Here is a 21,708-nt window from a genome sequence, read left to right as displayed (position 1 = left end):
TCTGAGGATAAAGATATTAAAAAGTCAACTGTAAAGTAGCACGAATGCCAAACTTATCAATATCAGAACGTGTGTCTCTATGGGATAGACGCCAAACTGCATCTATTCTAGCTATTTTAAAAATGTTTTCAATACCTACACCTGCTTCAAAATAGGGCTTGGATAAATCGCTCAACCCTTCAGGGAAAAGTAGCGGTGCATTCATTCTATTATTATTGTCACTTAATGTTCCCCATAGTGCCTTTCCTGTGACCACTGTACGTAAATTCATTTTCTTTAACAGAGGGATTTTATTAAATAAGAATCCCATGAAATGATGTTCTGCACCAATACTTGCATAAGTATCGCTAGCAAATTCATAATAATCCATAAGATTGTAGGCATAGGTATCATACACATAAGTTTCATTCCCTTCATGTAAATGTAATAACGGAAAGGGTGCATCACCAAATATTTTTCCTCCTCTTAGAGTGTAATAAGTATGACCAATTGGATATACTGGCAATGTATGCTCCATTAAAAAATCAACTTTTTGGTATTTGTAATCACCTAATCCAACTGCCATTTTTAAGTTTAGAATTGGTAAACTGCTCGTTATTTGCATTCGACTGAAAGTCCTTCGGATGACCTTTGCCCTAGGCGACCAGCGTGTACTCAATTCAATCTCGTTTGTCTTTATAGACTCACCAATTAAATTATCCACATCGTTTGCTGGTGTAAAGGGCACATAATCAGAAGGTATTAACTCCTTATAACGAAATGTCAGTTTGGTAGAGAAATTCTCTACCCATTCTTTTTCATAGTTTAAATTCAATTCATTTTGTAAGGTTAGTTTGTCAGTATCACCACGAGAAAGCAAAGAAGCAAGGATATTTCCTGCAGTTAAAAATGGACTACTTCCTTTCCCCAACTGCTCCATATCATGCGTGTAGTTGACACTTGCGGACTCCCACAAATCATTCTTTTCACTAAATTTATAGAGTGTCCCAATACCATATTTCCATTCGTTGTCGTCAGTTCCATAGGCAAGGTGCCCAGAAAGCCGAATTTTTGAACTGAAGTCACTTGTAGTCCGTCCACCAAATTGAAAACGAGTACCCTCAATATCGTTAAAACTCAGTAATTTATAATATGGTCCTATTTCAAAATCTCCGAAATCATAATAACCCGTAAGTACTGTAGAGATAATATCCACATAAGTCTGATAAATAGGTACACTTTTTATGGAATCTACCATTTCATAAATACCTTTCTCTGATTTTGAAAGTTCGTATGGTCTAGCTTCATCCCAATAATCATCTCCCTTTTCATAAACTTCTGCATCAATAAGTATATTATTCTTAGCTTTTGCAAATTGCTCTGGCATCGGTTTATTAAAAACCACATTATCAAAATGAATCGTACTTGTTCCTAAGAATCCTTTATGTTGTGTAGTGTCCTTTTTTAACAGCATAAAATCAACGGTCAATTTTCGGTTTTTCCAGAACCATATAGAATCTTCCATCAAATTAAACTCTTCGGAAATCATCACATCATTTACCCAGTTTACATTCACTTTATTGTTGATTCTCATCTTCACGCTGGTCACTGCAAAGTCATCAGCCGTAACCCAGAACTCTCCAGTAAATGTAGCATCTTTTGGATTCTTAGGCTGGAAAGAAATGTTGTATTGAAGTTTATTGTCTCGCTGAATGCTATCGGTCAAATAATATTTGTAGAACAACAAGCCACTGGAATTAAATGGACTTATAAAACCCTGTTCAAAAAGAAGGATATAATTATCATAAATATTAAAATCTTGATATAATTGTCCTGTAAATTGACTTACACTAGCATTATCTCCATCAAATCCTGATATCTTGTTTGCTTTGATAATCTCCTTTGTAAGTTTTGGGTTATTTGAATGGTACACTTCTGATTTCGTTTCTGAAATCATAAAAGGTAAATATGCCTTACCTGTAAGTGCAGAAGTATCTACGTAATCAAATACAAAATTGAAATCCTTCAACAACTTTTTCTTTTTAAATTTTTCGTTGATGTTTGTCAGGCTCATCTCCATTTTAGTATAACTATCATATTGAAAAGAGTTCGAGCGCTCTGGATTGTTACGTTTTTTATTAGCTATAATGCCTCTAATTATTCGATGAGTCGGATTTTCTCGATGTTTATCAGCTACAATTACGACTTCATCGAGCATCGCTGTATTTTCCTGCAACGCAACATTTATGGTTTTAAAACCATGTTTATTAACTGGAATGATTTGTTCCAAGTAACCTATGTAGCTTATTTCTACAGAATCTACATCTTCTCTTGTCTCTAAGAAATAATTTCCATCAAAATCTGTAGAAGCGCCTATAGTTGTACCTACAAATACTACTGAAGCAAAAGGAATAGGTTCTTTAGTTGTTGCATCAATTACAGTTCCTCTTATCTTGGTGGGCTGTGCTAACGCAGGGACAGTTGCTACAGCGAGGATTATATAAATAAGTAAGTGTTTTATATGATTCATTTTAATAATGGTTGGCAACGATTAGTATAATTCAAATAGAAGTCCTTTTATAGGACATAAAAGTAAGAAACTCTCAGTCACATTAATCACTGAATAGTTCCTAAATACTTAAATTTAATAATATGATTACTTTTAAACTTTCAAGGAAGCTATCCGTGCCTTAGGATCATCAGCTCCAAAGACATAGCTACCCGCTACCAGAGCATCAGCACCAGCTTCCACGAGCTTCAATGCATTTTTGTCTGTAACACCACCGTCAATTTCTATTGTCAGAGGTGTACCCTGCTCGTCAGCGATAGCACGCATTCTTCGGGTTTTATTGTAAGTATTCTCAATAAACGATTGCCCTCCAAATCCAGGATTAACAGACATCAAAAGCACTAAGTCGATTTCAGAAACAAGGTCTCTTAACAATTCTACGGGTGTATGTGGATTTAACGATACGCCTGCTTTCATTCCTAATTCCTTAATTTTCATTACCGTTCTATGTAAGTGAACGCAAGCCTCAGCATGTACAGTCAAAATATCTGCTCCTGCTTGGCAGAATTCTTCTAAATATTTCTCAGGTTCTACAATCATCAGATGCACATCTAATGGCTTATCAGTCAAAGCCTTCATTTGTGAAATTATAGGCATTCCAAACGTTATATTAGGCACGAAACGCCCATCCATAACATCAAGGTGAAGCCAATCTGCCTCACTTTCGTTCAACATATTTATAGCATCAGCTAAATTCATAAAATCTGCTGATAATAAGGAAGGAGCTACGATAGTCATTTTTTCTTCTAAAAATTTAAAATTGATATACAAAGGTATGAATAACTCACAAAACTGCCATTTATTTGTCTTTTTTTTGTGTATTCTTCAAATTTATCTTATCATTGCACTACAATTACAGAATGCAATAGAATTTGTATATCTTCTGATTAAGAATAATATTCTCTGAATATATTTTCATTATTATTTAAAAATAAAATTCAAACACACTTTATATGTATGATATTCTTGAACTAAACAAGAAATTGCTGACTGAGTTAAAAGCAATTGCTAAAGAATTAAAAATCAAACGTGTAGATAGCTATAAAAAGCAAGATTTAATTTATCAAATATTAGATCAACAAGCAATTGTTGCTTCTACTCAACCCAACAAACCCTCAACAAAGAGTGACAAGCCCAAAACTCCTTCTCGTACAAGAAGTAAAACTACAAAAAGAGAGCCCGAACAGAAGCAAAACAATAACAAGTCTAACACTACAGACACTGATGATTCTAAGAAGAGAAGAACCAACTCCAAGTCTGCTTCTAAAAGACAAACTAAAGAAGAAACTCAGAAGGCTACAAGTACAAGTACTGATTCTACTAGCAAACATCCTGACAACACTCAGAATAAGCAGAAGAGTCAATCAAATCAACAAAATAATTCCAACAAGCAAAAGAACTCGAACGAGAAACCACAAAATAATAATCCAAAAAACAACCAACAGAATAAGAATCAGCAACATAACAATCAACCAAACAATAGACAAAATCAACGCAGAAAAAATCCTAAATACGAATTTTCAGGCAGCATAATTGCTGATGGCGTTCTTGAAGTCATGCCTGATGGTTATGGATTTTTGCGATCTTCTGATTACAACTATTTGAATTCTCCTGATGATATTTATATTTCACAATCCCAAATCCGTCTGTTAGGATTAAAAACAGGTGATTTAGTAGAAGGAGAAGTTCGTCCTCCCAAAGAGGGAGAAAAGTACTTTCCATTAGTAAATATCAAAACAATTAATGGAAATACCCCACAAGAACTTCGTGACCGTGTTGCTTTTGACCATTTAACTCCACTTTTTCCAGACGAGAAATTTAATTTGACTGGTAATGGTGATAATGCCTCACTTTCAGTAAGGGTTATCGATTTATTTGCTCCTATCGGAAAAGGTCAACGTGGGCTTATCGTTGCGCAACCAAAGACTGGTAAAACAGTATTACTCAAGGAAATAGCTAATGCTATTGCTAAAAACCATCCAGAAGCGTATATGATTATTTTATTAATAGATGAGCGTCCTGAGGAGGTTACAGATATGGCAAGAAATGTAAATGCCGAAGTTGTATCTTCCACTTTTGATGAGCCGGCAGAGCGTCACGTTAAGGTTGCAAACATCGTTTTGGAAAAGGCGAAACGTATGGTGGAATCAGGTCATGATGTTGTGATTCTATTAGACTCTATTACTCGATTAGCCCGTGCTTACAATACAGTATCACCTGCATCCGGTAAAGTTCTTTCCGGTGGTGTTGATGCAAATGCTTTACACAAACCTAAGCGTTTCTTTGGTGCAGCACGTAATATTGAAAATGGAGGTTCATTGACTATTTTGGCTACTGCACTTACAGAAACAGGTTCTAAGATGGACGAAGTTATCTTTGAGGAATTTAAAGGTACGGGTAATATGGAATTACAACTAAGTCGTAAGCTTTCGAACAAGCGAATCTTCCCTGCAGTTGATATTCCTGCATCAAGTACACGAAGAGAGGACTTGTTACTTGACGAGAATGTACTCAATCGCATCTGGATATTGCGAAATTATCTTACAGATATGAATCCAGTTGAAGCCATGGAATTCTTGAAAGAACGTATGGAACGTACTATCAACAATGAAGAATTTCTGGTATCTATGAATGATGGTTAAGCCATTCATCCTTCCGAAATATAAGAAGAGAAGTTCCAAGGAACTTCTCTTTTTTTGTGATGGCATTTTTATGTTACATAATTACTTTAAAATAATCAAAAGGTTTATAAAAATGCTTATTTTTACGCACAATTTTAATTTTAAAAGAAATATGCACCTCTGCATAGCCTTTGTGCTTTTGCAGGTTAACTTCAAAATTTTTATAAAACAATGAAAAGAGATACACGAATTTTTGATTTAATTGAACAAGAGTATCAAAGACAAAAGAATGGCATCGAGTTAATCGCCTCAGAAAACTTTGTAAGTGAACAAGTGATGGAAGCTATGGGGTCTTGCCTTACAAACAAATATGCAGAAGGTTACCCAGGGAAACGTTATTACGGTGGTTGCCAAATCGTTGACCAAACAGAACAATTAGCAATTGATAGGGCTTGTGAACTTTTTGGTGCTGAGTACGCAAACGTACAACCTCACTCTGGAGCGCAAGCTAACGCAGCTGTTTTCTTTGCAGTATTGAAACCTGGTGATACATTTATGGGATTGGATTTAGCGCATGGTGGTCACCTTTCTCATGGTTCTCCTGTAAACCTTTCAGGAATTATCTATAATCCTGTTCCCTACCATGTAAAAGAAGAAACAGGACAAGTTGATTATGATGAAATGGAGCAAATCGCTCTTGAAAACAAGCCTAAACTAATAGTAGCAGGAGCATCAGCATACTCTCGTGATTGGGACTATAAAAGAATGCGAGAAATCGCTGACAAAGTGGGTGCATTACTAATGTGCGATATGGCTCACCCTGCCGGTTTGATTGCTACAGGATTACTAAGCTCACCAATGGAGTACTGTCACATTGTAACTTCAACGACACATAAGAGTTTACGTGGACCACGTGGTGGTATCATTTTAATGGGTAAAGACTTTGAAAATCCATGGGGATTGAAAACTCCAAAAGGAGCAATCAAAATGATGTCTCAAGTGTTAGATTTTGCTGTATTCCCAGGACAACAAGGTGGACCATTAGAGCATGTAATTGCAGCTAAAGCAGTAGCATTTGGAGAAGCTTTAGATCCAAGTTACAAGACTTATATGGAGCAAGTAAAGAAAAATGCTGACGTTATGGCTAAAGCATTTATCGACAAAGGGTATCATGTGGTTTCCGGTGGTACTGACAATCACTCAATGCTTATCGACTTACGCAGTAAGTTCCCTGATATCACAGGTAAAAAAGTAGAAAATACATTGGTAAAAGCAGAAATTACCATTAATAAAAATATGGTACCTTTTGACACTCGTTCTCCATTCTCAACCTCAGGATTACGTGTAGGTACTTGTGCTATCACTACCCGCGGTATGAAAGAAGATGAAATGCCAATAATTGTAGATATGATTGATGAGGTCATTTCAAATATTGACAATGAAGAAGTTATTGAAAAGGTCGGTAAGAAAGTAAATGAAATGATGCAAGACAAACCAATGTTTGCTTGGTAATAATGACTGATTGGTATATATATCCAATTACGGTACTTGCAGGAATTCTCGTGGGTTTCGTAAATGTAATGGCAGGTGGAGGATCCGTTCTTTCCCTGCCTTTGCTTATGTTTCTTGGTCTACCTGCCGGGGTAGCCAATGGAACAAATCGAATCAATATTTTGTTAACGAGTGTTGTTGGTATTTATACATTCAAGAAGGACGAAAAACAAGGAGCGGTATCTCTTAAATCCAGTTTGCGTTTTCTAATTCCAGCTGTAAGTGCTGCTATCATTGGAGCTTTTTTTGCCGTAGATATCGACAATGAACTCTTAGAACGCATTATCGGCATATTGCTGATTATCTTTTTCTTTATCCTGCTGTATAAACCTAAGCGCTGGCTACAAGGCAATGAAGTTCTCACAGAAAGAAAACACTGGTGGCAGATTCCTCTGTTCTTTGCTATAGGGCTGTATGGAGGATTTATTCAAGCTGGTGCAGGTATATTTTTCCTTACCACACTGGTATTGGGTGCCGGCTTTGATTTATTAAGAGCCAATTTACTAAAATTAATTATTATTCTGCTTTATACCCCTTTTGTTTTTGCCATATTTCTATACAACAATCAAGTTGACTGGGCATTAGGTATAAGTTTGGGTATAGGAACAGTTATCGGAGCCTATTTTGGAACTAAAGCGGCATTAAAACGAGGGGCGATTTTCGTACGGTATATTTTATTGAGCGTTATTGTTATCTCAGCATTTAAATTCTTAGGACTTTTTGAATTATTAGGTTTTTAGGAATTCTATAGCATCACACACATCAAGGTGCCAGACGCTGTTTTATCCAAGTACCATCTTCTTGTAACAAATATTCTATTCGGTCATGGAGACGACTGGGTTGCCCCTGCCAAAACTCAAAACGCTTAGGCATAATACGATAGCCTCCCCAAAACTCTGGTAATGGCACATCTTTATTCATAAATGACTTGGATAGCTGTTTTACCTTATTCATAAGCATAGCTCGAGAAGAAACGACGGAACTCTGTTCTGACACCCACGCTCCTATTTGACTTCCTCTAGGTCTAGATGAAAAATATTTTAAAGATTCTTTAGTGCTCACCCTTTCTACAGGACCGTCTATCATGATTTGTCTTTCTAAAGTGTACCAAGGAAAACAAGCTGATACCATTTTATTTTCAGCAATATCCTTTGCTTTCTGACTACCATAATTCGTGAAAAACACATAACCAGTTTCATCAAAGTATTTTAGCAAAACAGTACGTGTACGTAATCGCCCTTCCCCATTGGATGTTGCTAAAACAAATCCGTTGGGCTCTACTATTTGCTCATTACGTGCTACTGCAAACCACTCATCGAAAAGTGTATGTGGATTGTCTGGAACTTCATTTAAGTGTATCTCGGGGTTGCGCTCAAACTGCTTGCGCATATTACTAATATCTGTCATCTCTTTACATTTTATTAGAAATAGCAAAGATACTTATTTATGCATATAACTCAATGTATATTTTGTTTTGCTCAGATACTCATTTTATGCTTTTTGAGATTTTTCGCTTTGCTCACAATGACAATTTTCTTGTTCTGTCTCATCAAGTGAATTTGCGAAGCTAATTTGTATCAAGATATTTGTTATTATGTTCTCGACACTAATTTTACAAGCTTCCGGTCGTAAAATTCACTCAAACTGACAATTGTCTTTTAACCCTAAATCCCCTTAAGGGGACTTTTTAACTGTTAGAGATTCTTTTTTGACTATTTTTGTGTAATTAATTAACAATTTGAAATATGAGTGAAACTATGAATTGTCCAAAATGTGGCTCAGAATACACCTATGAAAGTGGTGCTTTAACAGTCTGTTCGCTATGTTTTCATGAATGGAACCAAGAAGAATTAGCAGAAGATCAAGCAAAAGAAGGAAAAGTATTTGACGCTAATGGTAATGAATTAAAAACGGGCGATGCAGTTATCGTTATCAAAGACCTTCCTGTAAAAGGTGCTCCTAAGCCTGTAAAAGCAGGTACTAAAGTAAAAAATATCCGTTTAACTGATGGTGACCACAATATTGATTGTAAAATTGATGGATTTGGTGCAATGGGTTTAAAATCAGAATTTGTTCGAAAAGCATAAAATCGTTGAAGTAAAAAAAGGAACTACAAAATTGCAGTTCCTTTTATGAGGTGGGTAAGCGACCTATGTCGCACCGCTACGACCACCTACCCTTGCTGCCTTCCGACCCTGGGGGATTCAGTAGGAGCTGGTCGCATAGGACTTACCCGACTGCAAAAGTAGTATTTTTGGGCGATTTTACAATAGGGAATAACAAAAAACTATCTTTGTAGCTTAAATATAGACGAGATGACATATAATATATTTGCAAAACCCGTCCTTAAATTGGGAGGATTCCTTGGTACAGGCTATGTATTAGCTCAGTATTTATTCTATTTTAGCGGAAAATCAATTATCCAAGATGATAGTTTTAATGGTGCTATACAACTCTTGACAATACTAGGACTGTACATGGCTCTATTGTATTGTAGAAGACTTTATCCTCCGTCAAGTTTTTGGAAACTATTTTTGTTTGGCATTGTCATTATGGGTGTTGCCATAGTATTAAAAACAATTTTCTCCATTTTACTTTATACGCTTATAGATCCTGAACTGGCAATTGTACACAAAGAACTTTTACTTGAACAGATGAGCACTATATTTAAAGATATGGACAGCTTCCCTCAAGATCAATATCAAGAAACCTCTAAAATGATGCTTAATGGTGTAAGTATGCCTTTAATGGAGGGTTTTAGTTTATTTATCACTGGAACTATATTTTCTGCATTCATTTCAGCAATACTTAATATGTTTAGAAGAAGATAATGTAACTTTGCGTTTTATGAAATCAACTATCGAACTTTCTATTATCGTCCCACTTTACAATGAGGAAGAGTCATTGCCTGAACTGGTTACTTGGATTGACCGAGTGGTCAAAAAGATGCAAATCAGTCATGAAGTTATACTGGTAGATGATGGTAGTACAGACACTTCATGGGAAGTCATCAAACAACTCAAGACACAATTCCCAAAGGTTCAGGGATTGAAATTCCGAAGAAATTACGGAAAATCAGCCGCACTGTTCTGTGGTTTTGAAGTCGCAAAAGGAGATGTAGTTATTACCATGGATGCTGACTTACAGGATAGCCCTGATGAAATTCCTGAGTTATATGATATGATTGCTACACAAGAATATGATATGGTGTCAGGTTGGAAACAAAAACGCTATGACCCTATAAGCAAGACAGTTCCAAGTAAATTTTTCAATAAAACGGCACGTATCATCAGTGGCATAAAACTGCACGATTTCAATTGTGGGCTTAAAGCGTATGATAAGGAGGTCGTGAAGAATATTGAAGTCTATGGAGAAATGCACCGTTATATCCCAATGTTGGCTAAAGAAGCTGGTTTTAAAAAGATAGGCGAAAAGATCGTGCAACATCAAGAGCGAAAATACGGGACTACCAAGTTTGGGATGAGTCGATTTATTAACGGTTTTTTAGACTTACTTTCCGTTTCTTTTATAACTAAATTCCGTAAGAAACCGATGCATCTGTTTGGTGCTTTAGGCACACTGATACTGATGATTGGATTTTTTGCTGTTGTTTATTTAGGAGCGAATAAGCTTTACTACATTTACCATGAAATGCGTGCTCCTCTTATTACCGATAATCCTGTTTTTTACATTGCTCTCGTATTGATGATAATAGGAGTACAACTATTTCTTGCTGGATTCCTTGCAGAGTTGGTTGCCAGAGATTCTACAGATAGAAACCATTACCAAATTGACGAAAAGATATAAATCTTTTTATACTTTCTCTACTAATTGATATTCCGGATAGGTCTCGGATAGGTATTTTTCTGCATTTTTGGGAAAGTAATAGAATGCAATATAAATCAATATAGCAAATACCACAAGTAGCAAACTGAAACTCATTAAGAACATATTTACATTATCTTCTGCAATAAAGAAACTTGAATGCATACTCCATAAAATCCCCACATTATTAGGTAACATAACAAGAACAGCTGCCATCCCTCCCCCGGTTCTTAACATTTCTTCAAACAGCCATTTATGTTGAGTCCGCTCTTTAACTTTTTTGTATTCTTTGTTGTGCTTGATTAGTAATACAAAAGCTATAAATGTCAAAAGCACAGATAAAAGCATACAAACTTTGTAAGGATTCTCAAAAATTCTTAGAAAAAAATATAGTCCTAAAATAGAAATGATTGTTAGCAGTATCTTAGGCAATCTATAGAACTCTATGAATTTCCTCCATAGTATTTTCCGATATTTCTTATTAAGTGATGCTTTTCGCTTTTCTACAACATCCATAAAACCCAAAATGCCAAACTTTTTAAATTCTGCTTTGATACAATCCTCCAAGTCCATTTCCGGTTTTTCCTCTCAACGTTTTTCAATAGCATTTGCTAAATGATCGACCAACTCACTCTGCAAATCATAATGCTCCACATAATGCTGACGAGTAAATTCATACAAACGTTCTAATTGTTTATCGGACACGGTTCCCATATTATTCTAAACTAAATTTAGGGTTAACCAATATTTCCATAGTCTTCAGAAACTCTTTCATTTCCTCCAATCGGTTTACTGTTTCTTTTGTTCCCTGTTCGGTCAATTTGTAGTATTTCCGTAAGCGATTACCAACTTTAGCTACTTCCACATCCAACAAACCATCTGCCTCCAATTTATGTAAAGCAGGATACAATGCCCCTTCCGTAATTTCTAATTCTCCTTTGGTCAGTTCCTTTACCTTCTGCGTGATTTCATAACCGTACATCTTGTCGTTCTCTTCCAACAAGCGTAAGATGATTGTCTGTAAAGAACCTTTATACAATTTCTGATTTCCCATAATGATTATTTTATCGCAACAAATATACACATAATTATCTTATGCATAATAATCTTAGGTATAAAAAATAAGACATAAAAAAAGCCCTTATTAACATAAAGGCTCTTTTAGGTAAAATATTATAAGAGTTATTGCATCATTTTTTGTGCTAATTCTTGCATCTCTTTAGATTTTTCTTGCATATACTCATTCAGTTTTCTTGAATCAGATTCACTTAGACCTTCAGTTGCTAATGCTTCAGCTTTTTCAGCTAATTCTTGTCCTTTAGAACTTAGAGCTTGGAACTTTGACATATCCTTGCTTTCAACAGCTTCTTTATAATCATCTAGATATGAATCATAAACTTCTATATATTCTTCTAAATTCTCATTATCAAATTCTGGTACATCCGCGTCAGTTGTAGTTTCAATAACTTTTTGTGTCTCCTGCTCATCTTGTAGGTTGCTTCCTTCTTTCTCTTTGTTACAAGCAACAAGTGCAAGTGTAGCTACAGCCACTAATACTAAAAATAATTTTTTCATAATTTTTTAAAATTTAATCTGTATAAATATTAATGCAATAATAAGCATTAATTCTAACATCTGATAAAAATAATTTAAAAATTAACTATAAATTAAAAGACTCTTTAAGTTTAGATACATAATCAAGCTTTTCCCAAGCAAAGAATTCTACTTCTTTTTCACTATCTACTCCATCATATTTTAGTTTCACAAAATCTTTACGGTATTTACGACCAACATGTCCATAGGCAGCTGTTTCTTTAAAAATGGGGTATTTTAATCCAAAACGCTCGATAATACTATAAGGTCGCATATCGAAAAGTTCTTGAACTTTCTGTGCAATTTCACCATCGGTAAGGTCTACATTTGCTTTGCCATAGGTATTAACATAAAAGCCCACTGGTTCTGCAACCCCAATAGCATATGCAACTTGCACTAATACTTCTTCAGCAACACCTGCTGCCACCATATTTTTCGCAATATGACGAGCAGCATAGGCCGCTGATCTATCTACTTTTGAAGCGTCTTTTCCTGAAAAAGCTCCTCCTCCATGCGCTCCTTTACCACCATACGTATCTACTATAATTTTTCGTCCAGTCAAACCAGTATCTCCATGAGGACCACCGATAACAAACTTCCCTGTAGGGTTTACAAACAATTTATAATCCTCTTTAAAGAGCTTTTGCACTCGCTCAGGTAAACGCTTTTTTGCTCTTCGGATAAGATACTTTTTAACATCTTCTCTTATCTTCTCCAACATTCTTTCATCATCGTTATCAAATTCGTCATGCTGTGTAGATACAACAATCGTATCTATGCGTTGCGGTACATTATCATCACTATACTCGATCGTAACTTGCGCTTTAGCATCTGGTCGAAGATAGGTCATCACCTCTCCTTCACGACGAATTTTGGCCAACTCTTGCAGCAAAATATGCGATAAATCTAATGATAACGGCAAATAATCATCGGTATCCTTTGAGGCATACCCAAACATCATTCCTTGATCTCCTGCTCCTTGTTCTTCAGGATATTGACGTTCTACTCCACGATTAATGTCCGGCGACTGTGGATGAATTGCTGATATTACAGCACATGAATTGGCTTCAAATTGGTAATCAGAATTAGTATATCCAATCTCACCAATAGTTTCTCTAACAAATTTTTCTACAGCTACGTAATCTTTCGTATTGACCTCCCCGCTCAAAACGACTAAGCCGGTAGTTACCAATGTCTCACAAGCGACTTTTGCCTCTGGATCTCTGCGCAGAAATTCATCTAATAAAGCATCGGATATTTGGTCGGCAATTTTATCAGGGTGCCCTTCTGATACTGATTCTGATGTAAATAAATATGACATTTCTCTCTATTTTTTAGTTAATAAATAAAGAAAAATAAGACGTGCTTGAAAATGCTTTTGTAGAAAGATGTATTTATACGTTTTAGCATTTTTTTAAGTGGTTGCAAGCAGTCAAATTTTTCCACTTTGTTATATCGGCACAAAGAAAAAGATTTTTTTGTCTTTTTCCAAATAATTTCACAACTATTCCAATTTATAAAAAATTGCCTTTCCCCGTAGGGAAAGACAATTCAGTTCATTCTTCAATAGGTTTAGTCACCAAAACTAATCCCTATGCCTTTCGCTGTACGTACCAATTGACTGTCTGGTGCTACAAAATTTTGAGAACTAATGGCTTCGGTAATTGGAACCGAAACAATATCCGGATGACGATAAGCAACCATTTGTCCAAATTCTTTCTGAAGTACCATTTCGAAAGCTTTCACGCCAAACTGAGTAGCTAAAATACGGTCATAAGCACAAGGAATACCTCCTCTTTGAAGGTGTCCTAACACTGTGGTACGAATATCAGCTTTGATACCCACATCTTTTAATTCTTGCGCTAAACGGTCAGAAGCTCCCGATAATTTTAAATTCGGATTGCCAATCTCACCATATTCATCAGCTAAGACTTCTCCACCAATTGGTTTCGCCCCCTCTGCGATGACAATTACAGCAAAACCTTTACCTTCACGCGTGTATCTCGTTTCTATTTTTTCAACTATTTTATTGATATCATAAGGAATCTCTGGTATAACACAGACCTCAGCCCCACCAGCTACAGCAGAGCTTAAAGCAATCCACCCTGCATCACGTCCCATAACTTCTAAAATAAAAATACGGTTATGACTGGCAGCTGTTGTTTTCAATTTATCGACAGCATCCGTTGCTATCTCAACAGCTGTTTGATAACCGAACGTAAAGTCTGTAGCCAATAAGTCGTTATCAATGGTTTTGGGGACTCCGATGATATTTAGTCCTTTTTCATATAGTTTTTGTGAAATACGTTGCGAACCGTCTCCTCCAATGTTTATCACGGCATCAACCCCCATATAGCCTAATTTACGAATCATTTCATCAGAACGATCTGCAAATTCATAAGTACCATCGTTCATTTTAACTGGCCAAGCAAAGGGCCCCCCTTTAGTAGTTGTTCCAATAATGGTACCTCCTTGATAATGGATACCTTTTACGGCTTGATCATCTAAAACTCGTATTTCTGAAGGCTCTTTCAGTATTCCATCAAATGATTGAATACTACCTATAACTTCCCAATTTTTTTCTTGTGATGCCCTTTTAACAACAGCTCGAATAACTGCATTCAAACCTGGGCAATCGCCACCCCCTGTGGCTACTAAAACTCTCTTCATTGTTTTAATTTTATTTTTATATCTCTTTATAAATCAATACAAAGATAGAAAAATTATGATTGCCCTTTTTCTCTGATAAGAATTTAATATAGACTTAGCTTACAGTCTAAAAACGAGTCCTATTGATAGATTTTCATTAAACTGTAGCTGTTGTTTTGTACCGATTTGCTCTCTACCTCCGTCAACCTCTTTATATATAGGTATCTCAATATCGTCATCGTAAATCATCTGGAATAATAGTCTTGCTGACATGAAATAGTTTATTTCCATATCTATAGCAGTACTCCAATCTAAATCGACATTTTTCACTTTGTTAAAATAATTTGAAAAGAGCTCTAATGAGGTGTCAATATTGACAGACTTGAATATTTCATCATTCCATTTTAGTCTAAAATAGGGGCCTAACTCACCGAGTACATGTTTTCCCTCTTCTATACCATAAACGGTTTCATCAAGTGCTTCAATATCTTTCATGTAAATGAGACGCCCCGACACTGGTGAAAGTAACAGAGAGAAATGCTTACTCGGTTTGTAATCCATACCCAACGCCAGTGACAAATAACCGGGTGAAAGAAAGTCTGAAATTTTATGTTCTCCATCACTTTTGTAATTATAGCCGTCAAACAACTGTGTCTTAATATTAAGTTGGGTAGAATAATACCAATATTTCGAAGCTTTTAATCCATATTTTGAATTTAGTTCCACCTGGTCTTCATTGCGAATAAACTCTTCTAAATCACTAGATTGCATTACACCATATTTCCATCTCAAATAATTCTCCCACTCTATTTTATTTTTCTTATAATTCGCGAATACTTTGATATTACTATGAGCTGCTATGCTATTTTCACCTCCTTTGACCCAATTCTCGAAGTAAGACTGTGCAAAACCTATGTTAGTAATCATCCCGACATCCCACGGACGCAAAATCATCTCATATTCTTTAAATGGCACTAATTTGAACCGCTCTGAGTTTTCCTTAATGGGTATAGGAATCAATAATGAGGATCGGAACTCTGTGAATTGTGTTTCTTGGTAAACATCAAAATCGGGTACTAACATAATTCCTTTAGTCGGTAAACTGTGTACCCAAAATCCGAGTGAATCTGTAGGGGATTTATGTAACCAAAAACGTATAGATTGTAGTTCTGGTGTATTAGTCCATATCTTAGCTTGATTTCCCACAACATCATACAGGCTGAACTGTAAAGAATCTCTTGTTAATTCCCTAAACCAAGTAAACCATTCATCACTTTTCATGGTATTTAACACACTATCAATTTGTAACTTTCTTTTTGCTGTTAGAGAATCATTTTTAGTAGCTTCTTCTAATATTTCCAGGGCTTGTCCTGTCCTATCCAATTCAATATTCTCCTTGAGAATTATCAAAGCTTGTCTTAGACTATCATTTTTACTGTGTTCGTGCAACACATCAATGGCTTTCTGCAATCGTATGGAGTCTTGACTCTCCACATTCTCCTGAGCAGACACTGTAGATAAACTTATTAACAAAAAGACAACTATTATTTTAAAGTATTTCATCATAATTCTACAACTGTTATTCCACTGCCTCCATGGTCGATATGCTCATCTTTATACCTATCAACATCAGGGAGTGTTGCTAAATATTCACGAATCATTTTGCGCAAAACACCATGACCAGTTCCATGTAAAATTCGTACTCTACTGACTCCTAACATCAATGCATTGTCAATATGTTCACTGACTTTTGCCACCGCATCTACACCTCTTTCACCTCTTACGTCGATATCAGGATCGAATGACAATCTTTTATCAAATACTTTACGTTGAATAGAACTATTGGAATTGCTACTTTGTCTTTTTGCTTTGTTGTTGCTCAAAGGCAATAAATCCTTTTTCTTAGTATGCATTTTCAATGAACCAATAACAATAACCACATCTTCTCCTGAAATTTCGAGTACTTCTCCAATAGCTCCGGTCTTCGTAACCTTTACCTGTCCACCGACTTCTATACTTTTTTCTTTCCTCTCAGTGATTTTAGAACTAGATCTTTCTTTTGATTTTCTGTTCTTTTTACGTTCTTCTCTTTCCTTTATTTTTCGGATTTTTTGATCAATAGATGCATCTTTCTCTTCTTCTTTTAAAAGTCGCTCTTTTTCCTTCTCAAACTTATCACGAATGGTTCTTGTTACTGACTTATTTGCCTTGTTTTCGGTAATTGTTTTTATGGTTTTTTCAATTGTTTTGTTAGCCTCACTTAACAACTGATTCGCCTCCTCTTTAGCTTTACTAATCTCTTTTTTCTTGAGTTGTTTCAGTTCCTCAAGCTCTTTCTTGTAGTTTGCCAAAACTCGCTCTAGAGTCTTCTCTTGCTGTGACATTTTGAAACGTTTCTTCTCCCAAATCATTTTATCCTTTACAACCTTACGAAGGTGGGAGTCAAAATTCACTCTATCCTCACCAATCTTCTCTTTTGCTTGAATTAATATTTTCTCTGACAGTCCAATTTTTCTAGCAATTTCAAAAGCAAAAGACGAGCCTGGCGTTCCAATTTCCAACTTATACATGGGCGTCATCGCAACGGTATCGTAAAGCATTGCTCCATTTACAATACCTTCATTTTCAGAAGCATAATGCTTTAAGTTAGTATAATGCGTTGTTATCAATCCAAATGCTTTCTTTTTATTTAGCTCTTCTAAAACTGATTCTGCAATGGCTCCACCCAATAGCGGTTCTGTTCCAGTTCCAAACTCATCAATTAACAACAAGGTTTTAGCATTAGCATTCTTTGTAAAATATTTCATATTTGACAGATGAGAACTATAGGTACTTAAATCATCATCTATACTCTGTTCATCTCCAATATCTATAAACATTTTTTGAAACAATCCACATTTACTTCCTTCGTTTAGCGGAATGAACAACCCACATTGCAACATATATTGCAATAGACCTACTGTTTTTAGACAAATTGACTTCCCTCCAGCATTAGGTCCCGAAATCAGCAATATTCTCTGATTTTCATTTATAGTTATATCTAAAGGGACTAACTGTTTCTTTTCTTTTTTGAAATGTAAATAAAGCAATGGATGTCTAGCTTGTTTCCATTGTACTAAAGGTTGATCTTCTATATGAGGACGAATAGATTCTGTAGTCTGTGCGAATAAAGCTTTAGCACGTATAAAATCAATTTCTGCGAGAAAATTATAAGACAACATTAAATCATCTAGATATGGACGAATGTCTTCAGCAAAGGCTACTAAAATACGAAGAATCTCTCGGCGTTCAGCATACTCCAATTCTCGAATTTCATTATTCAACTCTACAGCCTCAGCTGGTTCAACATATGATGTCTTTCCTGTTGCTGACTCGTCATGTACAATCCCAGACATTTTGCGTTTATAGGCTGCATTCACAGGAACTACCAAGCGTCCATCACGAACAGAAACTTCAGTTTCTGCTGGAGCCCAGCCTTGTTCCTTCGCTCCTTGCAACAGTCGACTTACTACTTTTGATACAGATTGTTGCTTCCCAAGTAAGCTGTTTCGTATTTTTCGTAATTCCGGTGATGCGTTATCCTTGATTTTTCCGCTTTTAGTAAGAATATTATTTAATCGCTCTCGCACGTAAGGGTATGTATGATTATGCTCACCAAGCATCTTTTTCAAATACAAGCACTTATCTTCTTCTTGCTTGCTTATAAATGACACTACAGAACTAATCGTTTCTATAGAGCGTTTAAAATCAAAAAGTTGTGACAATTCTAAAAATGTTCCTGAAACTCTAATTTTCTGCAAATAAGGTCGTAAATCAATATAATACGAGACAGGAAATTCCTGACCTTCGTCTAACAATGCTTTCATATCTGCAACCTTTCCCAGCAGATTTCCCAGAAATGATACGTCATCGATAAATGCCATTTCATCAACCAACTCCTTACCCATTGGACTTAAGGCTTGCTCTTTGATTAAGATTTTTACCTTATCAAAATGTATTTTTTCTTCAAAACTGTCCGGGTAGTTTACCATACGTCCTCCTTTAATATTGACTTGCAAAATTACAAAATATATGATTATTGGTACTACTAAGATTATATTATAGGAACTAAATAAAATATATCATTATATAAGTTAGGATTTTTATTAGTTTTGTAGCGATACATATCTTATATTTAAACCTTATGAAACATATCAAAAACATTTTTGTTATACTAACAGCCATTATATTATGTGCTGCTTGTTCAAGTGATGACCCTAAACCACCAGTTCCAAGTATAGAGACCATTAATTTATCCTCAAATTCTACTGAGATAACTTTAGGAGAAACTGTTGAATTCACAGTCATTGCAAACACTAAAGAAGACTTAACAAATAAAGCCATCTACTTTGTAAATGATAATGAAATAAACAGTAATAACTTTGAACCCCAAGAGGTAGGTAATTATGAAATATTTGCAAAATATGGTGATATTAAAAGTAATATACTAAACCTAAAAGTGAATGAAGTTCCAATAGAGTCTATAACAGTAACGGCAACAAAAGAAGAAATGTATGTTGGAGATGTTGCATCTCTATCGGTATTATCAGATACTGAAAAAGACATTACATCTGAAGCTAAAATATACGTTAATGATGAGCTTTATGAGGATACTGACTTTACTACTATGACTGCTGGCGTTTATGAGATCTATGCTACTTTTGGGGATACATTGCAGAGTGAGAAGATTATAATCACCGTAAACGAACTTCCAGTCACATCTGTTACTATAACTATTCACAACAATGAAATACAAAGTGGAGATACTGTTAGCTATACTGTAAAGTCTGACACGGACAAAGACTTAACTAGAGATGCCAAATTATACGTGAATGGCTCATTGTTTGAAGATGGAAATTTTATCCCTACAGAAGCAGGAGAATATACCATTTACGTTGTATATAATGAAATAAAAAGTAATGAGGTCACAATCAGAGTTAAGGACATTCCTATAAACTCAATTACTTTAACTATTCACAACAATGAAATACAAAGTGGAGATACTGTCAGCTATACTGTAAAGTCTGACACGGACAAAGACTTCACTGAAGAAGCCAAATTATACGTGAATGGCTCATTGTTTGAAGATGAGAATTTTGTCCCTATAGAGGCAGGAGAATATACCATTTACGTTGTATATAATGAAATAAAAAGTAATGAGGTCACAATCAGAGTTAAGGACATTCCTATAAACTCAATTACTTTAACTCTTCACAACAATGAAATACAAAGTGGAGATACTGTCAGCTATACTGTAAAATCTGACACGGACAAAGACTTCACTGAAGAAGCCAAATTATACGTGAATGGCTCATTGTTTGAAGATGAGAATTTTGTCCCTACAGAAGCAGGAGAATATACCATTTACGTTGTATATAATGAAATAAAAAGTAATGAGGTCACATTTGTGATAGATAATAGTGAACCTGTAGTTTTCGTAAAACATCCTGTGATCGAAAGTTTTACACATACCAAATGTTCTTATTGCCCTAGATTATTCTATGCAATTGAGAAAATTGAAGAACAGACTGATCAGGTTATTCATATCTCTTATCACCCATTTCATTACTTAGGTGGTAACCCTGCCAAACCGGACTTTTTATTTAATTCATCACCATTACCTTTATGGGATGCTTTTAAATTCAAATATGGATTAAATACTGTTCCTAATGCAGAAATCAACAGAGTTAGTGTATGGAATAGACCACAACCGGAAAAACTTGAAGAGGTTACTGGCTTAATTGATAACGATGGAGTGGTTGGACTTGCGATTGATTTAGCTCAAGAAAATGGCAAACTTAGTATCACTGTAAAGTCTAAATTTTCGGAAGATTTTTCAGAACGATTAATGCTTACTGTTTATGTTTTAGAAAACAATTTAATTCATGACTATCCTAATGTGACATCTTATTTCGATGGACAAAATCCAGTAAAAGATTATGCAATAAATCATGCATTTAGAATGAATATAACAGGGATTTATGGAGAAAATATTCCTTATGAAGAGACCATAAGAAATAATATATATGTAAAAGACTATTCCGTTGATATTCCTCAAAATGTTACTGATGCTTCCCAAATAAGTATAGTAGCTTTTATCACCAGTACCACTACTAGAGAAATATTGAATGCACGTACCATCAATATAGGTGAGGAATCTCAGTCATTTGAAGTAAAATAATTCTAGCCCAGCAGTTACAGCGTATTTACCCATTTAATTTCTTTAAAAGTCTAATTAAATGGGTAAATACACTATCTTTTTTGTTTCGAAAAAAGGCTCTTCAAAATAATCTGCTATAGGAAATTCTGCAACATTATTATCAAAAGGACGTAATTCTTCTGATAAATCTCCTCCTTTTAAGCAAATAATACCATTAGGTAAACCATTTTTCCCTTCTTTCTTAATATTCTTACGACTTATTTTAACTAGTTCTTGTAAATTAGTCACAGCTCTGCTCATTACAAAATCATACTTATTTTTATTTTGCTGTACTCTTTGATGATATGATTTGATATTTTCTAGCCCCAATGCTTCTACTACAGCATCAACCACTTTTATTTTCTTGCCTATAGAGTCAATTAAGGTAAATTGAGTATTAGGAAACATAATTGCTAAAGGTATCCCAGGAAATCCTCCACCAGTACCTACATCTAAAACTTCTGTGCCATCTTTAAAGCGAATAACTTCTGAAATAGCAAGAGAATGAAGAACGTGATGTTCCATCAAATTATCAATATCCTTCCGCGATATTACATTAATTTTCTCATTCCATTCCTTATATAAATCTGGTAGTTGCGCAAATTGTGCTAACTGTACATCAGTCAGTTTAGGATAATATTTTTGAATTAATTTCATCAGTCTATATCTTGTTGAAGTTTCAA

The 21,708-nt window shown here is 35.2% G+C and carries 19 protein-coding genes and 1 other RNA gene; 7 read left to right on the top strand and 13 right to left on the bottom strand.

All coding sequences use genetic code 11. From position 1 onward, the window contains the following. Positions 1–16: 16 nt before the first annotated feature. Positions 17–2,509, bottom strand: coding sequence for a DUF5686 family protein (locus C7377_RS06065; protein WP_116496447.1), 2,493 nt, complete (start codon positions 2,507–2,509; stop codon positions 17–19). 132 nt (positions 2,510–2,641) lie between these two features. Continuing rightward, positions 2,642–3,286 (bottom strand): ribulose-phosphate 3-epimerase, encoded by a 645-nt coding sequence (gene rpe, locus C7377_RS06060; RefSeq protein WP_116496446.1) that lies wholly within the window; start codon positions 3,284–3,286, stop codon positions 2,642–2,644. A gap of 215 nt (positions 3,287–3,501) precedes the next feature. Between rpe and rho the strand changes: the two genes are divergently transcribed. The 3 genes from rho to C7377_RS06045 all read left to right on the top strand — a co-directional run bounded on the left by rho (position 3,502) and on the right by C7377_RS06045 (position 7,460). Continuing rightward, positions 3,502–5,190, top strand: a complete 1,689-nt coding sequence (rho, locus tag C7377_RS06055) for a transcription termination factor Rho (RefSeq protein ID WP_116496445.1) — start codon at positions 3,502–3,504, stop codon at positions 5,188–5,190. 210 nt (positions 5,191–5,400) lie between these two features. After that, a complete protein-coding gene (gene glyA / locus C7377_RS06050) occupies positions 5,401–6,681 on the top strand; it encodes a serine hydroxymethyltransferase (protein WP_116496444.1) in 1,281 nt (426 codons plus the stop codon). Positions 6,682–6,683: 2 nt separating this feature from the next. Beyond that, positions 6,684–7,460, top strand: a complete 777-nt coding sequence (locus tag C7377_RS06045; RefSeq protein ID WP_116496443.1) for a sulfite exporter TauE/SafE family protein — start codon at positions 6,684–6,686, stop codon at positions 7,458–7,460. Between the two features lie 22 nt (positions 7,461–7,482). On the opposite strand, the gene pdxH is transcribed toward C7377_RS06045, so the two are convergent. Beyond that, positions 7,483–8,127: a pyridoxamine 5'-phosphate oxidase gene (gene pdxH / locus C7377_RS06040; RefSeq protein WP_116496442.1), complete on the bottom strand. Its 645-nt coding sequence runs from the start codon at positions 8,125–8,127 to the stop codon at positions 7,483–7,485. Between the two features lie 350 nt (positions 8,128–8,477). Here pdxH and C7377_RS06035 point away from each other — a divergent pair, with 350 nt between their 5' ends. Further along, entirely contained in the window at positions 8,478–8,807 is a 330-nt protein-coding gene (locus C7377_RS06035; RefSeq protein WP_317045665.1) for a zinc ribbon domain-containing protein YjdM, read from the top strand. Between the two features lie 55 nt (positions 8,808–8,862). Here the strand turns inward: C7377_RS06035 and ffs are convergent. After that, an RNA gene (gene ffs, locus C7377_RS06030) (signal recognition particle sRNA small type) lies at positions 8,863–8,955 on the bottom strand. An 80-nt stretch (positions 8,956–9,035) separates the two neighbouring features. On the opposite strand from ffs, the gene C7377_RS06025 reads away from it, so the two are divergent. Continuing rightward, on the top strand, positions 9,036–9,551 hold the full coding sequence (locus C7377_RS06025) for a DUF4199 domain-containing protein (RefSeq protein WP_116496440.1): 516 nt from the start codon (positions 9,036–9,038) through the stop codon (positions 9,549–9,551). Between the two features lie 28 nt (positions 9,552–9,579). Continuing rightward, positions 9,580–10,527, top strand: a complete 948-nt coding sequence (locus C7377_RS06020) for a glycosyltransferase family 2 protein (RefSeq protein WP_116496644.1) — start codon at positions 9,580–9,582, stop codon at positions 10,525–10,527. Between the two features lie 6 nt (positions 10,528–10,533). On the opposite strand, the gene C7377_RS06015 is transcribed toward C7377_RS06020, so the two are convergent. From C7377_RS06015 to C7377_RS05985, 8 genes are all read right to left on the bottom strand, one after another. Then, positions 10,534–11,118, bottom strand: a complete 585-nt coding sequence (locus C7377_RS06015) for a hypothetical protein (protein ID WP_116496439.1) — start codon at positions 11,116–11,118, stop codon at positions 10,534–10,536. Positions 11,119–11,133: 15 nt separating this feature from the next. After that, positions 11,134–11,259 carry a hypothetical protein gene (locus tag C7377_RS09740; protein ID WP_262494794.1) on the bottom strand — a complete coding sequence of 42 codons (126 nt, stop codon included), beginning with the start codon at positions 11,257–11,259 and terminating at the stop codon, positions 11,134–11,136. Between the two features lies 1 nt (position 11,260). Further along, a complete protein-coding gene (locus tag C7377_RS06010; RefSeq protein ID WP_116496438.1) occupies positions 11,261–11,599 on the bottom strand; it encodes a PadR family transcriptional regulator in 339 nt (112 codons plus the stop codon). Between the two features lie 128 nt (positions 11,600–11,727). Then, a complete protein-coding gene (locus C7377_RS06005) occupies positions 11,728–12,120 on the bottom strand; it encodes a hypothetical protein (RefSeq protein WP_116496437.1) in 393 nt (130 codons plus the stop codon). An 85-nt stretch (positions 12,121–12,205) separates the two neighbouring features. After that, positions 12,206–13,459, bottom strand: coding sequence for a methionine adenosyltransferase (gene metK, locus C7377_RS06000; RefSeq protein WP_116496436.1), 1,254 nt, complete (start codon positions 13,457–13,459; stop codon positions 12,206–12,208). 251 nt (positions 13,460–13,710) lie between these two features. Further along, complete coding sequence (locus tag C7377_RS05995; protein WP_116496435.1) at positions 13,711–14,808, bottom strand: 6-phosphofructokinase; 1,098 nt, start codon at positions 14,806–14,808, stop codon at positions 13,711–13,713. A 99-nt stretch (positions 14,809–14,907) separates the two neighbouring features. Next, positions 14,908–16,353, bottom strand: a complete 1,446-nt coding sequence (locus C7377_RS05990) for a DUF3078 domain-containing protein (RefSeq protein ID WP_116496434.1) — start codon at positions 16,351–16,353, stop codon at positions 14,908–14,910. Beyond that, positions 16,350–18,818, bottom strand: a complete 2,469-nt coding sequence (locus C7377_RS05985) for an endonuclease MutS2 (protein WP_116496643.1) — start codon at positions 18,816–18,818, stop codon at positions 16,350–16,352. Before C7377_RS05985 ends, C7377_RS05990 begins: the two co-directional genes overlap by 4 nt. Positions 18,819–18,970: 152 nt before the next feature. Between C7377_RS05985 and C7377_RS05980 the strand changes: the two genes are divergently transcribed. Further along, entirely contained in the window at positions 18,971–21,007 is a 2,037-nt protein-coding gene (locus C7377_RS05980) for an Omp28-related outer membrane protein (protein ID WP_116496433.1), read from the top strand. A 54-nt stretch (positions 21,008–21,061) separates the two neighbouring features. Here C7377_RS05980 and rsmG read toward each other — a convergent pair whose 3' ends face one another. Then, entirely contained in the window at positions 21,062–21,682 is a 621-nt protein-coding gene (gene rsmG / locus C7377_RS05975) for a 16S rRNA (guanine(527)-N(7))-methyltransferase RsmG (RefSeq protein ID WP_116496642.1), read from the bottom strand. Positions 21,683–21,708 lie beyond the last annotated feature (26 nt).

Origin of the sequence: Balneicella halophila (assembly GCF_003096835.1) — a bacterium.
In the GTDB taxonomy this organism is placed as follows: domain Bacteria; phylum Bacteroidota; class Bacteroidia; order Bacteroidales; family Balneicellaceae; genus Balneicella; species Balneicella halophila.
Note: the sequence above shows the minus strand (reverse complement) of the source record. Positions and strands in the feature narration are given on the sequence as shown.